Raw genomic sequence first — 15,123 nt, 5'->3', positions numbered from 1 at the left:
CCAAGAAGAAAGAATGTATGAACGCAACCCCTGCTAAATGCATGGAAGTTTGGTTCGTTCCTCGTGCTGGAGACAACCCCTTCAGAAATTCGACGCAGGTCTAAAGAGAAGGCGCCGACCGCCTCACGAACGAGCGGAGGCCGACGTCCTTTGCGGCGCCACAAAGCCCAACGCTATCCGAAAACCGGCCAGTGCGGCGAAATCTAAAGAAGTTGTCTCATGACGGTTCGCGCACGGACGGGATCCGCAATTTAGCTCAGCTCGGGCTTCGCCGCTTGACGCGTCGAGTCATCAGCGTAAGCTTAGTTCGTAACTAAGCTATATATTCCATAAAAATGGAACCCGGAGGAGAACGGATGAAGCGCTTATTGCAAGTCGTCGCCTCGCTCGCCGCATTGTTGCCGGCGCTGGCCTGGGCTGAACCGCAGAAGGGAGGCGTGATCGACGTTGCCACGATCGGCGAACCGCCGACGCTCGATCCGATGGCATCGACCGCCGATCTGGTCGGCATCATCACCCAGCACATGTACGAGACGCTCTACACTTTCGACAGCAAATGGGGCATCACGCCCCTTCTAGCCGCCGACATGCCAAAGATTTCGCCTGATGGCCTGACCTACACGATCGCGCTCAGAACCGGCGTGAAGTTTCACGACGGTTCCGACATGAATTCGGCCGACGTCGTGGCCTCGTTGAACCGATGGATGAAGGTGGCTACACGCGGCAAGCAGGCGGCGGAAGTCATCAGCGCCATCGACGCGGTCGACGACGACACGGTCAAGATCACGCTGAAGAAACCCTATGCGCCGCTGCTGTCGCTGCTCTCGCTGAACAACGCCGCCGCAATCATCATCCCCTCCGAAAACGCCGGCGAGGATCCGCTGACCAAGTTCATCGGAACCGGGCCTTATATGCTCAAGGAGCGCAAGCCCGACCAGTTCATCCAGCTCACCCGCTTCGACGGCTACAAGTCGCGCGGCGGCGAACCGAACGGCTATGGCGGGGCAAGGAAGCAATATCTGGACGAGATCCGCTTCGTGCCGGTGTCTGATGCCAACACGCGCGTCGAGGGCGCCGTCGCCGGCCAGTTCGCCTATGTCGATTCACTTCCGGTCGAGTCCTACGACAAGGTTTCCGCCGGCAAGACCAAGCCGCTTATCCTGAAGCCGTTCGGCTGGCCGGTGTTCGTGATGAACACCAAACAGGGGCTGAATTCCGACATCCGTATCCGCAGGGCGGTCCAGGCCGCGCTGGCCCCAAGCGATATGCTGCTTGCTGCCTTCGGTTCCAAAGACTTCTTTGCCGTCGACGGCGCCATGTATCCGGAGGGCTTCATCTGGCACTCGGACGTCGGCACCGAGACCTACAAGCCCGACGGCGACCCCGAAGCGGCCGCGGCACTGCTCAAGCAGGCCGGCTATGACGGCAGGCCGCTGCGTATCCTGACCAGCCGCCAGTATGAATTCCACTACAAGATGGCGCAGGTGGCGCAGGCCTATCTGGAACAGGGCGGCTTCAAGGTCGAACTCGACGTCGTCGAATGGGCGACGCTGACGAAGAACCGCACGGATCCGGCGCTATGGGACATCTACATCACCCATAGCCCGTTCCTGGCCGAGCCGTCGCTCAACGGCTTCATGTCGGACAACACGCCGGGCTGGTGGTCGAGCGACGCCAAGCACAAGGTGCTCGACGCCTTCAACTCCGAGAGCGACCCGGCCAAGCGCGCCAAGCTCTATGAGGATGTGCAGAAGGTGATCTACGACGAAGCGCCGATCTACAAGGTCGGCGACTTCAACGCGCTCGCCGCCGAAGCGCCGAACCTCAAGGGCGTCACGCCGGCACCCTGGCCCTATTTCTGGAACGCCTACCTCGAAGGCAAATAGGCCCGACCCCTGCCTTCCCGCTATGGTTGCGGGAATGGCAACCTGGCATGATCCGGGCGGGGCCGCGATCCGACCGCCCGCCAGGACAGGAGATATCAACTCATATGCTGCTGCTGCGCTCTGTTCTCAACAGGCTTCTCGGCATGATCGTGGTGATGGCCCTGGTCGCCACCATCGTCTTCGTCATCGTGCGGGTGACGCCGGGCGACCCGGCCGCTGTCATGCTCGGCCCCGACGCCACCGCCGCCGACATCGCGGCACTTCGTTCCAGACTCGGGCTCGACGGCTCGATCCCCGAGCAGTTCTGGCGCTACATCGTCGGTGTCGTGCAGGGCGATTTCGGCCAGTCGATCTTCCTCAACGAACCGGTCACCGCGGCACTTGCGCAGCGCGCCGAACCGACCTTCTTTCTCACCGTCTTCTCGCTGCTGATCGCCACCGTGATCGCGCTGCCCGTCGGCATCCTTTCTGCCTATAGGCGCGGCTCGCTGTTCGACCAGGCGGCAACGACCATCGCCATGTTCGCGGCCAGCGTGCCGAGCTTCTGGCTCGGCCTGCTGTTCATCCAGCTCTTCGCCGTCAGGCTCGGCTGGTTCGACACGTCGGGCTATGGCGGTCCCGGCGCCTCCTTTGGCGACCGCATCGCTCATCTGGTGCTGCCGGCGCTGGCGCTGGGGCTGGTCAGCTCGGCCCTGATCACGCGTTTCACCCGCGCCTCGATGCTCGACGTCCTCAATGACGACTATGTGCGCACCGCCCGCTCCAAGGGCATGAGCGAATGGCGCGTGGTGCTGAAACACGCGCTGAAGAACGCGCTGATCCCCATCCTCACGGTGATCGGCTTGACGGCAGCGCTGCTGATTTCCGGCGCCGTCGTCACCGAGACCGTGTTCGGCCTGCCGGGGGTCGGCAGCCTGGTCGTCTCGGCGGTGCTGCGGCGCGACTATCCGGTCATCCAGGGCGCGCTGCTGGTCATCGCCGGGCTCTATGTGCTGGTCAATTTCGTCATCGACATGCTCTACATCCTCATCGATCCGCGGGTGCGCTACTGATGGCCGCGATCGCCACCCCGCTGCAGCAGGAGCCGAACCTTTTCTCGCGGCTGCTCGGCCGCCCGACGGCGGCGGTCGGGCTGGCCGTTCTGGTCATCATCGCCGTGATGGCGATCCTGGCGCCCATCATCGCACCCTATTCGCCGACAAAACTTTCGATCGCCGCGCGGCTGCATGCGCCTGATCTCCAGCATCTGTTCGGCACCGACGATCTCGGCCGCGACGTGTTCACGCGCATGCTCTATGCCGCCCGCACCTCGCTCTCGGTCGGCTTCGCGGTGGTCGTCTTCTCCGGTGTGGTCGGCATTGTGCTCGGCTTGACGGCCGGCTTCTTCCGCAAGCTCGACACGCCGGTCTCGCGGCTGATCGACGCCATGATGGCGTTTCCCGACATCCTGCTCGCCATTGCCCTGGTGGCGGCACTCGGCGCGACGCCAATCAACGTCGTCGTCGCGCTTGGCATCGTCTATGCACCGAGGCTGGCCCGCGTCGTGCGGGCCTCGACGCTGGTGATCCGCGAACTGCCCTATGTCGAGGCGGCACGCGCGCTCGGCGTGCCGACGCCGGTCATCCTAGTGCGTCACGTGCTGCGCAATGTCACCTCGCCCATCCTGGTGCAAGGCACCTTCATCTTCGCCAACACCATCCTGGCCGAAGCCGGCCTGTCGTTCCTCGGCGTCGGCATCTCTCCTGATATCCCGACCTGGGGCACGATGATCGCCGTCGGCCGCCAATACATGGACCAGGCCGGCTGGATCATGATGTTCCCCGGCGCTGCCATCGTCATCACGGTGCTGGCGCTGCAACTGGTCGGCGATGGCCTGCGCGACCTTCTCGATCCCCGTCTGGCAAAGGACATCTGATGTTCGGCAACAATTTTCCCGCGGCCAAACAGCCATTGCTGATCAAGGGCGCCAGGCCGGTCGCCTTCGGCGATCGTTTCGGTCCCGCCATCGACGTGCTTGTCGACAAGGATGGTCGCATCGCGGAGATCGGCTCGAGGATCGCCGTCGGCCACAACGTCAAGGTGGTGGAGGCGAACGGCGCCTTCCTGTCGCCGGGCTGGACGGACCTGCATGTCCATGTCTGGTATGGCGGCACCGACATTTCGATCCGGCCGCAACAATGCGGCGCGGCGCGCGGCGTCACCTCCATGGTCGATGCCGGTTCCGCCGGCGAGGCCAATTTCCACGGCTTTCGCGAGTTCGTCATCGAGCCCGCACAGGAGAACGTCTATGCCTTCCTCAACATCGGCTCGATCGGCCTCGTCGCCTGCAACCGGGTGAGCGAGCTGATCGACATGCGTTCGATCGACATCGATCGCACCATCGCCACCATCGAGGCCAATCGCGACGTCATCGTGGGCTTGAAGGTGCGGGCAAGCCACGTCATCACCGGCGGTTGGGACCTGACGCCGGTCAGGCTGGCCAAGAAGCTCGGCCGCATCCTCAAGCTGCCTGTCATGGTGCATGTCGGCGAGCCGCCGCCGCTCTATGACGACATTCTTGGCCTGTTGACCGAGGGCGACATCGTCACCCATTGCTTCAACGGCAAGGCCGGCGGTTCGATCCTCGAAGATGACGATCTCTACCGCCTGGCCGAGGACGCGGCCGCTCGCGGCGTCGTGCTCGACGTCGGCCATGGCGGCGCATCCTTCTCCTTCGATGTCGCCAAGGCGGCGCTGGAACGCGGCCTGGCGCCGAAGACAATTTCCACCGATCTGCACAACCGCTCGCTCGACGGTTCCGTCTGGGACATGGCGACGACCATGTCGAAACTGCTGTCGCTGGGCATGGCGTTCGAGGACGTGGTGACGGCCTCGACCACAGCGCCACGCCGCGCCATCCGGCTGCCCTCCGAAGGGTTGCTGGAAAAGGGCAGACCGGCGGAATTCACGGTGTTCGACCTGGTCGACGCCGAACTGACGGTCAAGGACTCGCAGGGCGTCACGAGCCTGCTCAACCAGCTCTTTGAGCCGCGCTACGCGATCCTGGGGGCGAATGCGATCGAAGCCCATCGGCACGTCCCCTCGGCGCATGCAGGCGACGGTGCCTGCCCTCATTGCGGATGGAAATCTTGAGCAAGGCGCTCGCCCCTGACGTGATCCTGTCGGTTCAGGACCTCAAGGCCTGGTTCGTGACCCGGCGCGTCACCGCCAAAGCGGTCGACGGTGTCACGTTCGACCTGAAACGCGGTGAAACGCTGGCCGTGGTCGGCGAATCCGGTTCAGGAAAATCGGTCACCAGCCTGTCGATCATGGGCCTGCTGTCGAAGCCGGGCCGTGTCGCCGGCGGCAAAATCCTGTTTCGCAACCGGGCCGGAAAGGTCGACGATCTCGCCGGCTTCACGCCGAAGGATTTCCGCCGCATCCGCGGCAAGGAGATCGCGATGATCTTCCAGGAGCCGATGACCAGCCTCAACCCGCTCTATAGCGTCGGCGACCAGATCGGCGAGATGATCGCGCTGCATGAACCGGTCGGCCGGCAGGACGCGCGCAAACGGGCGCTGGAGATGCTACGGCATGTCGAAATTCCCGATGCCGCATCGCGTCTCGATGATTATCCGCACCAGATGTCAGGAGGCATGCGCCAGCGCGTGATGATCGCGATGGCGCTTGCCTGCAATCCTTCGCTGCTGATCGCCGATGAGCCGACGACGGCGCTCGACGTGACGATCCAGGCCCAAATTCTTGATCTCTTGCGACGGCTGCAGCAGCAGTTCGGCATGTCCATCCTGTTCATCACTCACAATCTCGGTGTCGTCGCCGAGATCGCGCACAATGTCGTGGTCATGTATGCCGGCCGCGTCGTCGAGCACGCGCCCGTCAACGATCTGTTCGCACATCAGCGCCATCCCTATACGCGCGGCCTGCTTGCCTGCACTCCCAATGCGGCGCGCGACGTCGATGCGGCCGGCGAGCGCAAAACCCTCTACTCCATCCCAGGCAGCGTGCCGGCAATCACCGCCCTGCCGCCCGGCTGCGCCTTCGAGCCGCGCTGCGATTACGCAATCGCCCCGTGCCGGGCCGCCCCGCCACCGTTGATGCCAGCGGGCTCGTCAGGGTTCTCCCGCTGCATCCGGAGCGCCGAACTATGATTGCCGACGCTAAAACCAACGACACGACACAAGCAGCCCCCCTGCTCAGCGTCCAGGCACTGACGAAGCGGTTTCCCGCGCGCAACGGCCGTGTGGTGCACGCCGTGGAGGACGTCAGTTTCGAGGTCAAGCGCGGCTCGACCGTCGGTCTGGTCGGTGAATCCGGATCCGGCAAGACCACGGCCGGTCGCGCCATTTTGCGTCTGATCGAGCCGACCAGCGGCAAAGCCGTGTTCAATGGCGTCGATCTCTTCTCGCTGTCGGCACGCGAGATGCGCGCCTATCGGCAAAAGCTGCAGATCGTCTTTCAGGACCCTTTCTCCAGCCTCAATCCGCGCCTGCGTGTCAGCGCGATACTCGGCGAAGCTCTCGACGCACGCGGCTATTTGCGTGGCAAGGCGCGGCAGGACCGGATTGCCGAGCTTCTTGCCCTTGTCGGCCTCTCACCCGATCATGCTTCTCGCTACCCGCATGAATTTTCAGGTGGCCAGCGCCAACGGATCGGCATTGCCCGGGCACTTGCGGTGGAACCAGAATTCATTGTTGCCGACGAGCCGGTTTCGGCGCTCGACGTCTCGGTGCAGGCCCAAGTGCTCAACCTGATTGGCGATCTGCAAAAGCGGCTTGGCCTGACGCTGCTGTTCATCGCGCATGACCTGTCGGTGGTCGAATATTTGTGCGACGAAGTCGTCGTCATGTATCTCGGCCGGGTGATGGAGCGCGGTCCAAGCAGGCTGGTCTATGCGGCGCCACGGCATCCCTACACCAGGGCGTTATTGGCAACCGCACCGGTGCCGGATCCAACGCGCATGCGCGTTCGGGTCCCGCTCTTGGGCGATATTCCCAGCCCGATTGATCCACCATCGGGCTGTGTCTTTCGCACTCGCTGTCCGGAAGCGATCGAAGCCTGCGCCGCGGTAATCCCGCCGGTTTCGCCTATCGGCGGCGGACATCATGTGGCCTGCATTCGCCACGACCAAAAAAATGACTGACTGGAGTTCGCTTACATGACTTTTTCCGAGCCGATGAAGCGATCGGAAAACTCGCCCAATGACCGGCTGAAGGCGCTGGGCATCACCCTGCCCCAGGCACCACCTCCAATCGCCAATTTTGTCACCCACGTTCAGGAAGGCAAGCTTCTGTTCCTGTCCGGTCAGGGGCCGACCGAGGCTGACGGCATGCAGCACACCGGCAAGGTCGGCGGCAACGTGACGGTGGCCCAGGCCTACGTACATGCACGGCTGACCGGCATCAACCTGCTTGCCGTGATGCGATCCGCGCTCCACGACTTGAGCCGTGTGCGGCGTGTGGTGAAACTGCTCGGCATGGTCAATGCCGTGCCCGATTTCGCCGACCATCCTGCCGTGATCAATGGCTGCTCGGATCTTTTCATCGACGTCTTCGGTCCGGCCGGAATTCACGCACGCTCGGCCGTCGGGCACGGTTCGCTGCCTGGCCAAATCACCGTCGAGATCGAGGCCATCATCGCCATCGATTGACTTCCCACTAAGGAGCACCACCGCCATGCCGATTGAGGAAATTCGTCGCCGCCTTGGCTTGAGACCGGTCATCAATGTTTCCGGCACGATGACTGGGCTCGGCGCCTCCATCGTGGTGCCGGATGCCGTCGAAGCAGTGGCGGCGATCCTGACCGAATTCGTCGAAATGGGTGACTTACAACGTTGCGCCAGCACCGTTATCGCCGATCTGACCGGCGCCGAAGCCGGCTTTGTCACGGCGTCCTGCTCGGCGGCGATCAGCCTGGCGGTGGCAGCCTGCATGACCGGACCTGATCTGATCGCGATCGAACGCCTGCCCGACACGGCCGGGCTGAAGGACGAGGTGGTCATCCAGTCCGGCCATATGGTGAGCTACGGCGCGCCCATCGAGCAGGCGATCCGCATTGCCGGAGCCAAGGTCGTGCCGGTCGGCCAGGCGACAAGTGCCGCGGCCTATCAACTCGCCGGCGCTCTTACCGAAGCCACCGCGGCAGCCGTCTACGTCGTGTCACACCACGTGGTGGGCTACGCGCAAATCCCCTTGAAGATTTTCGCCGAAGTGGCCCATGCGCGCAACGTACCCGTGATCGTCGATGCGGCGTCGGAATACGACCTGAAGGGCTTCCTGGCCGATGGAGCCAACCTGGTTCTTTATTCCGGTCACAAGTTTCTCGGCGGCCCGACCTCGGGCATCGTTGCCGGATCCAAGGCAAGGGTGCGCGACGTCTATCTGCAAAATCGCGGCATTGGCCGCGGCATGAAGGTGGGCAAGGAAGGCATCGTCGGCGCTGTGGCGGCACTTCAGGCATGGAAAAAACGTGACCATGACGGCATCCGCGCCCGCGAACGCAAGGCGCTCGACTGCTGGGTCGAGGCACTCGATGGCCGACCGGGTATAATCGCCGAGATCGCCCCGGATCCGACAAAAAATCCGCTCGATCGCCTGAAAGTTTCGGTCAACCCTGCTGAAGCCCGCATTGCCGCCTGGGATCTGGCCGACCGCCTGGCTGCCGGGGACCCTCCGGTCATCGTGCGCGACCATGAGGTCGAGCACGGCTATTTCTTCCTCGACCCCTGCAATCTGCATCCGGGTGAGGAGCTTGTCGTGGCAAAGCGGCTGGCCGTGGGACTGGATCAGGCGCGCAAGTCGAACGTGATGGCCGCCACGTCCTTTGAGGAGCGCCTGCGCGCACGGGAAGCGGCAATCCTGAAATGGCCGGATTGACATATCAGGTATCGCAAACAGCCATCCCGTTCTACACTCGCCTTGAGAAAGATGTCCGAACCAATGACCAGAATAGTGGCCCAAATCGAAGCGGCGCCAATTGCGGCGCCTGAGCCGCGCCGCTCGCGCACCAGCGGCATCGACCGGGCGCTGCAGATCCTCGATTGTCTGCAGAAGGTGGAGCGACCGGCGACCGCCTACGAGATCGCCCGCGACATAGGCGCGCCGCTGTCGACCATCTATGTGATCGTTGAGGACCTTGTGGAGAAGGAGTTGCTTGACCGGCAGGACAACGGCCTCCTGTGGCTCGGGCCTCGCCTCTACCACTATGGTTTGACCTATGCGCGCACCCTTGATCTGCTCAACGTCGCGAACCAGGAGATGCACGAGCTCGCCCAGAGCTCAGGCGAGACCATCCAGATTTGCGGGCGCGATGGCGATCACATGGTGGTGCTCGCCATGAAGGAGGGCAAGGACCACTTCCAGGTGACCTCGCGCGTAGGCACTCGCAGCCCCCTCAACTGGACCGCCTCGGGCCGCATGCTGGTCGGCCACTTGCCGGAAGAGGAACGCCGCGCCATTTTTGCGCGCTCCGCAACGGCTTCCCCGACCGGCCGAGCCGAAACGGATGACAAGGTGCTGGCGAGCACGGCCGCCGCGGCGCTCGAACAACGCCTCTCGATCCAGGCCGGTGAATCCGACTTCTCTGTGGCCTGCATCGCCGCCCCCATATGCGACGGCGAGGGGGCTTGCAGGGCGACGATCTCTATCGTGGTTCCCGATATCAAGCTGAAACAGAAGAACCCGGATCTGGTCCATCTGGCCAAAGCTAGCGCCAGGCGCATCGAATCCCGGTTGGGCTGGCGCAGTGTAAGGTGACCAACAACGGCGACCGATCGGCATCCCACGCGCGTCTGTCATTGCTGGCAACCGCGCCTCGACCTGAACTAGACGCCAAGATAGTGCTGCAGCAGGTCCGGCTGAGCCCTGAGTTCGGCGGCCGGCGCCTCGTGGGCGATATGGCCTTGCTATACAATATAGACGCGGCGCGATAGACGCGGCGCGCGAGCGCGAGCGTCGTTCTCGGCCCGTTCTGTCCCACTTGAGCAGGATCAGAGCCAAGTTTGCCGTGCGAGCCCCCCCCGAAGCGGCCGGTCCGCTCACAGGGTGCCCAGCTTGCGTTGTGAACGGCCGGGATGGGGCACATCGCCATTCGGCAGGCTCGGGGCCACAGAACAAACCCGCTGCGCGGGAGGACCGCCTGCGGTGAGGTAGAGCGTCCGAGCCTGCCGCCGCGCCTGGGTTGGCTGCTATGTCGTCGGCAGATCCGAACTAGGTGTCCATTGCCAGTTTATGCGCGAGCGGAGCTCGGCCGAAATAGAAGAGATCATTTCCAGAAAGGAGATGGGTGCATTGCTCGATTCTATATTCGAAGAACGAAATGGAGTGCTGATGATGGATGATGTCAATTTACTGGGCACGGCGGCCCGCTAGCGGATGCCGGATGTCATGTCCCGAGATTATGGATTGGTGTCGCGAGATTGGCACCAATTAACGACAGCGTGCGACGGCGGACGCCCGTCGAACCGTGGCTCAGCTTATGAATTTAACTCTTCACTGGTTCGGACGGCCTGAACGTCCGTTCTCCTGTGTTCCAGCCGGAAGCTGCCAGTCCTCTCTCGTTCGGACGCCGGCAGGCGTACGAAAGTCCCGGAAGATGTATTGGGATCGTTGATTTCATTGACATCTTTGTGAGCCAAAATGCGCTTTCCGGTAGGAGCGAGCGCCTGGGCAAGCATAGCCCCGCCGGGCCCGCTTCCGGCAACGATCACGTCATAGTGTTCCCTCAATCGACACTCCGTCTCACAGCGTTGGGTCCTCGGGCTCCCGGCTCATCGCTGGATGTCCCGATGTTTCCGCCATCAGGAGTCCAATTCGGCAGTTTTTCCTTCGCGGTGACGCAGTCTTTCGGCCGCATCTGTTTCCGCAACCGTCCTGGAACCAGCTCCGGACCCGATCGTTAGGAGATCGATCAAGGAGAATTTCAATGGAGAAGGTGGCGGTAATTACCGGCGCCGGCGCAGGCGTTGGCCGCGCCACGGTCGAACTCACTGCCGATGAGGTCGAGCGCGGAACCAAAGTGACCTATCTGGGACAAGTCCACGGCATGATGGCCGCGTTGAAGCGAATGCGCGTGCGCAATCGCGGCACCATCATCAACGTGGGGTCGGCGCTTGCCTATCGTTCGGTACCGCTGCAATCGATTTATTGTGGCGCCAAGGCGGCGATCAGGGGTTTTACCGACAGCCTTCGTAGCGAGATCATCCACGACAAGCTCGATGTGCATCTGACGATGGTCGATCTGCCCGCCATGAATACTCCCCAGTTCGACTGGGCGCTCAACAAGATGGGGCGCAAGGCCAAACCCGTCGCGCCGATATTCGAGCCGGAAGTGGCGGCGCGCGCCATTTTTTTCGCCGCCACGCACAGACGGCGCGACATCTGGGTAGGCTGGCCGACGGTCAAGGCGATCCTCGCCAACCGCATCGCGCCAAGGCTGATCGATCGCTATCTCGCCGCGGCCGGCTATTCCGGGCAGCTTGCCGACCAGGCTCTCGCACCGAACGCGCCCGCCAATTTGTTCGAGTCTGTCCCTGGCGACTATTCGGCACACGGTCGCTTCGACGACCGGTCGCGCGATCATAGCTGGGAGATGTTCACCGATCGCCACAAGATGGTTTTTGTCGCATTGGCGGCCATCGGGCTGGCGGCGCTAGCGCACAAAATGGCCAAGCGTCACGAGATTGGAACCGGCATACGGCCAAGCCGCTGATCACACAATCCGTAGAAGGAAGTTTCTCATGTCGCAGAACGTCGCCGAATTCGTCTGGAAGCGCTTCAGCGAGTGGGGGCTGTCACGGGTCTATGGTTATCCCGGCGATGGCGTTGGCGGATTGGATGTCGCGCTTGAGAAGGCAAAGGATTTCATGGCTTATGTCCAGGTCCGCCACGAAGAAATGGCGGCGTTCATGGCCTCGGCGCACGCCAAGTTCACAGGACAGGTTGGGCTTTGCTATGCGACGTCCGGGCCGGGCGCGATCCATCTGCTGAACGGGCTCTACGATGCGAAGCTGGACCACATGCCGGTCGTTGCCGTCGTTGGACAACAGGCGCGTTCGGCGTTGGGCGCGAGCTATCAGCAGGAAGTCGACCTGCAGACCCTGTTCGCCGACGTGACGGATTATGTGATCACTGCGGTTGTGCCCGAGCAGGTCCGTACCTGCATCGATCGCGCGGTACGGATCGCGCAAGCCAAGCGGGCGGTCACCTGCGTGATCCTTCCTAACGATCTACAGGAACTTGAATACGAGGATCCGCCGATGGCTCATGGCACGAGCCACACCGGCGTGGGAAATGCGGGGGCCGCGGTTTTGCCGAACATCGAGGATGTCAGGAAGGCGGCCGAGATCCTCAACAAAGGCAAGAAGGTCGCGATGCTGGTCGGCGCGGGCGCGCTGCATGCGACCGAGGAGGTGATCGCCGTGGCCAACCGGCTCAATGCCGGCGTCGCCAAGGCCCTGCTCGGCAAGGCGGCGTTGCCCGACGATCTGCCTTTCGTCACCGGCTCGCTCGGCCTGCTCGGCACCAAACCGAGCTGGGATCTGATGAAACAGTGCGACACCTTCCTCATGGTGGGGTCCGCCTTTCCATACAGCGAATTCCTGCCCAAGCCGGGTGACGCGCGCGGCGTCCAGATCGATATCGATGGCGCTAACCTCTCGCTGCGCTATCCGATGGAATACAGCCTGATCGGCGACAGCAAACAGACGCTTGCCGCCCTCCTGCCACTACTCGAGCAGAACGAAAACAGGAGATGGCGCCGGAGCATCGAGACAAACGTTACCGAGTGGTGGGAAACGCTAAAAGATCGCGCGCTTGAGCCGGCTGATCCGGTTAACCCGCAACGCATTTTCCACGAACTCTCGCCCCGACTTCCAGACGGAGTCATCATGACCGGCGATTCTGGGTCGGTTGCGAACTGGTATGCGCGCGACATCCGCATCAGAAGCGGCATGATGGGTTCGCTGTCAGGCGGTCTCGCATCGCTGGGGGCCGCCACGCCCTACGCGCTCGCCGCCAAGATGGCTTACCCCGGACGGCCGGTGATCGGCTTCATCGGCGATGGCGCAATGCAGATGAACGGGCTCAATGTGATGATCACGGCGAGCAAATACTGGCGCACCTGGTCCGACCCTCGCTTCATCGTGATGGTGCTCAACAATGAAGACCTGAACCAGGTCACCTGGGAAGAGCGCATTCAACTGGGCGATGGCAAGACGCCTCTCACCCAGACGATCCCGGATTTCCCCTATCACAAATACGCCGAGCTGCTCGGCTTCAAGGGCATCTATTGCGACGATCCCGAAAAGGTCGGCGCGGCGTGGGACGAAGCGCTGGCTGCAGATCGTCCCGTCATTATGAACATGAAGGCGGACCCGAACGTGCCGCCGCTGCCCCCGCACATTACGTTGAAGGACGCCAGGCACTTCGTAACGATGATGGCCGACGAGCCTGAACTCGGCAGCGTCATCAAAGGCAGTGCGAAGCAGATGCTCGCCAGCGTGCTGCCCGGCAAGGATTGAAGAATGGCCTTGTTCGAGAGGCGCGAGCGGCTGCGCCGTCCGTTACGATGTTGGCCTGACGAGGGAATGCCACTCGCGACGCGGAGATCGTGGCGTACCGCGCCGACAGCGACGGTGACCTCGGCGAGGCGGCTCAATCGCGCGGCCGGCGTGATTGCCGTATCGGTGCTGATCGATAGCGCGATGGAGCATTACCGCCGCAAATTCCACAACAAGGCGATGTGGACACTTGTCACGTCATCGCTTTCGATCGCGGTATGCCGCCTTTGGGCGGGAACAGACGGTCTGCTCTCGGGTGTGGCCAAGGATAGCTGCCGTTCGATAGCCCAACCAGTCCGGGCGCGATAGCTAGGGCGACGGTCGATTACCAGGATGTCGGCGTTGAAGACTGCTTCATCGAGACACCGCTTACGTCAATAAATGCAATGCGTTTGCCAACTAGCGACGAGAGCAGACGGGATATGGCCACCGCAGACCGCTGAGGCCGGCGCGATTTGCAGGAAGTATGACCTCGGACGGGTCGGCCAGTGCTGTTCATGGCGCAAAGCTGGCGCGCCCTTGTGTACGCATCCACGCTAGACTCTAGATTCGATCAGACCACCAATTAAATGATTGCAGCGATGAGGACGGCGGCTGTGAAGTGGCAGCGAGCTTTCGTGGCGCGTGGCTAATGCGCCGTCAGTCCATGGGCCCGCAGAACAGGCGTTCGATGACGTTGGGCTGACGATAGACGGGAACGTGCCCCGTTCGGCGAGAAACTGCGCAAGCCAGCGCTGTCGTAAGCCATGTCGGCAGCGAGGGAAAGAGCGGGCGGCAGAGACGCTATCAGGGCGGCGCGGACATCGATCACCCAACAGGCCCGGTGTGATCTCGCAGGACGCTGATGTGCGCTTGGACGTTAGCCACGGCTAATCTGATCACAACGTCCTGATCGCGGCTGGGCCGGCCTTCAGCCGCTCCACCAGTGCGGCATCGAATCCCTCCAGCGCCTCGACCTCGGCCCATCGCTTGAAAGGCCGGCTGTGGCACAACTGGCGGGCCAACTGAGCATCAAGGCCAGGAAGTGCCGCCAGCTCATCCTGCGAAGCCGAATTGATGTCGAGAACCTGGCCGGCGTGATGAGCAGTGGCATCATGCTGCGTGGCGGCAGCGTTCCGGATGGCTTTCATGCTTGCTACTTGCCTTTTTGGTGCGCCACGGACCGGTTGGCGCTTCGATTGCCTTTGCCGAGATCTCGCGTGGCCCGCATTTCCTTGTCGAGTTTTCCAAAGCCTTCCACGAGGCCGTCGGGGTTCTCCCTTCTTCGTTCTGTCATCAGTCTTCTCCACGTTTCAAACAAAACTCGCGCTCATCGTTAGGGTTCCAAGGATTGGAGCGGGTTGCCGGATGCCCCGTAGGCCATCGCCCTCGAAGCAAGGTGCGTGCCACGCGTCCACCGGGAAATAGCAGGAACGATCGCCGGCAGTTCCTCGGCCATGTTGGACATAAGGGTAGTTCTTCGCCCAGGGCTGCTCGCCTCGAAATAGAAGAAGGCGCCGCGGCCGGGCGGTCGACTGTCCGGCACAGCGGCGGCCGCATCGAGGAGACGGTCTCCCCAAAGCATTCAGCCCTGACCAGCCGCCAGGGTGCTTGGCGCGATGCGGCAAAGGTGCCAGATTCACGTCGTGCTCAACGTCTTCACCATGTGGTAAAGATCGGCCGGCGTGTCGTCTCGGCCTTCAT

Annotated in this window: 14 protein-coding genes; 12 read left to right on the top strand and 2 right to left on the bottom strand. The window is 62.6% G+C overall.

From position 1 onward, the window contains the following. Positions 1-356: 356 nt before the first annotated feature. The 12 genes from LB556_RS28080 (at position 357) to LB556_RS28025 (ending at position 13,749) form a co-directional block, all read left to right on the top strand. Positions 357-1,886 carry an ABC transporter substrate-binding protein gene (locus LB556_RS28080; RefSeq protein WP_224570824.1) on the top strand — a complete coding sequence of 510 codons (1,530 nt, stop codon included), beginning with the start codon at positions 357-359 and terminating at the stop codon, positions 1,884-1,886. A 104-nt stretch (positions 1,887-1,990) separates the two neighbouring features. Beyond that, positions 1,991-2,938, top strand: a complete 948-nt coding sequence (locus tag LB556_RS28075; RefSeq protein WP_411908625.1) for an ABC transporter permease — start codon at positions 1,991-1,993, stop codon at positions 2,936-2,938. Further along, entirely contained in the window at positions 2,938-3,801 is an 864-nt protein-coding gene (locus LB556_RS28070; protein WP_224570823.1) for an ABC transporter permease, read from the top strand. Before LB556_RS28075 ends, LB556_RS28070 begins: the two co-directional genes overlap by 1 nt. After that, complete coding sequence (locus LB556_RS28065; protein WP_224570822.1) at positions 3,801-5,018, top strand: amidohydrolase/deacetylase family metallohydrolase; 1,218 nt, start codon at positions 3,801-3,803, stop codon at positions 5,016-5,018. Before LB556_RS28070 ends, LB556_RS28065 begins: the two co-directional genes overlap by 1 nt. Beyond that, positions 5,015-6,034 (top strand): ABC transporter ATP-binding protein, encoded by a 1,020-nt coding sequence (locus LB556_RS28060; protein ID WP_411908624.1) that lies wholly within the window; start codon positions 5,015-5,017, stop codon positions 6,032-6,034. The genes LB556_RS28065 and LB556_RS28060 overlap by 4 nt, the downstream gene beginning before the upstream one ends. Next, positions 6,031-7,026, top strand: coding sequence for an ABC transporter ATP-binding protein (locus tag LB556_RS28055; RefSeq protein ID WP_224570820.1), 996 nt, complete (start codon positions 6,031-6,033; stop codon positions 7,024-7,026). The genes LB556_RS28060 and LB556_RS28055 overlap by 4 nt, the downstream gene beginning before the upstream one ends. Positions 7,027-7,041: 15 nt before the next feature. Continuing rightward, complete coding sequence (locus tag LB556_RS28050) at positions 7,042-7,533, top strand: RidA family protein (RefSeq protein ID WP_224570819.1); 492 nt, start codon at positions 7,042-7,044, stop codon at positions 7,531-7,533. 25 nt (positions 7,534-7,558) lie between these two features. Next, the gene (locus tag LB556_RS28045) at positions 7,559-8,758 is read left to right on the top strand and encodes an aminotransferase class V-fold PLP-dependent enzyme (protein ID WP_224570818.1); all 1,200 of its coding nucleotides are present in this window, start codon (positions 7,559-7,561) and stop codon (positions 8,756-8,758) included. Positions 8,759-8,821: 63 nt separating this feature from the next. Next, a complete protein-coding gene (locus tag LB556_RS28040) occupies positions 8,822-9,637 on the top strand; it encodes an IclR family transcriptional regulator (RefSeq protein WP_224570817.1) in 816 nt (271 codons plus the stop codon). Positions 9,638-10,805: 1,168 nt separating this feature from the next. Then, positions 10,806-11,591 carry an SDR family oxidoreductase gene (locus LB556_RS28035; RefSeq protein ID WP_224570816.1) on the top strand — a complete coding sequence of 262 codons (786 nt, stop codon included), beginning with the start codon at positions 10,806-10,808 and terminating at the stop codon, positions 11,589-11,591. 28 nt (positions 11,592-11,619) lie between these two features. Continuing rightward, complete coding sequence (locus LB556_RS28030) at positions 11,620-13,401, top strand: thiamine pyrophosphate-requiring protein (protein WP_224570815.1); 1,782 nt, start codon at positions 11,620-11,622, stop codon at positions 13,399-13,401. Positions 13,402-13,404: 3 nt separating this feature from the next. Beyond that, a complete protein-coding gene (locus LB556_RS28025) occupies positions 13,405-13,749 on the top strand; it encodes a hypothetical protein (protein ID WP_224570814.1) in 345 nt (114 codons plus the stop codon). 569 nt (positions 13,750-14,318) lie between these two features. Here LB556_RS28025 and LB556_RS28020 read toward each other — a convergent pair. Both LB556_RS28020 and LB556_RS28015 read right to left on the bottom strand, forming a co-directional pair. Continuing rightward, positions 14,319-14,570 carry a ComEA family DNA-binding protein gene (locus tag LB556_RS28020; RefSeq protein ID WP_224570813.1) on the bottom strand — a complete coding sequence of 84 codons (252 nt, stop codon included), beginning with the start codon at positions 14,568-14,570 and terminating at the stop codon, positions 14,319-14,321. A 5-nt stretch (positions 14,571-14,575) separates the two neighbouring features. Then, complete coding sequence (locus LB556_RS28015) at positions 14,576-14,716, bottom strand: hypothetical protein (RefSeq protein ID WP_224570812.1); 141 nt, start codon at positions 14,714-14,716, stop codon at positions 14,576-14,578. Between the last annotated feature and the right edge of the window lie 407 nt (positions 14,717-15,123).

The organism is Mesorhizobium sp. ES1-4 (assembly GCF_020164745.1).
Classification (GTDB): Bacteria; Pseudomonadota; Alphaproteobacteria; order Rhizobiales; family Rhizobiaceae; genus Mesorhizobium.
This window is presented reverse-complemented; position numbering and strand designations above follow the sequence as displayed.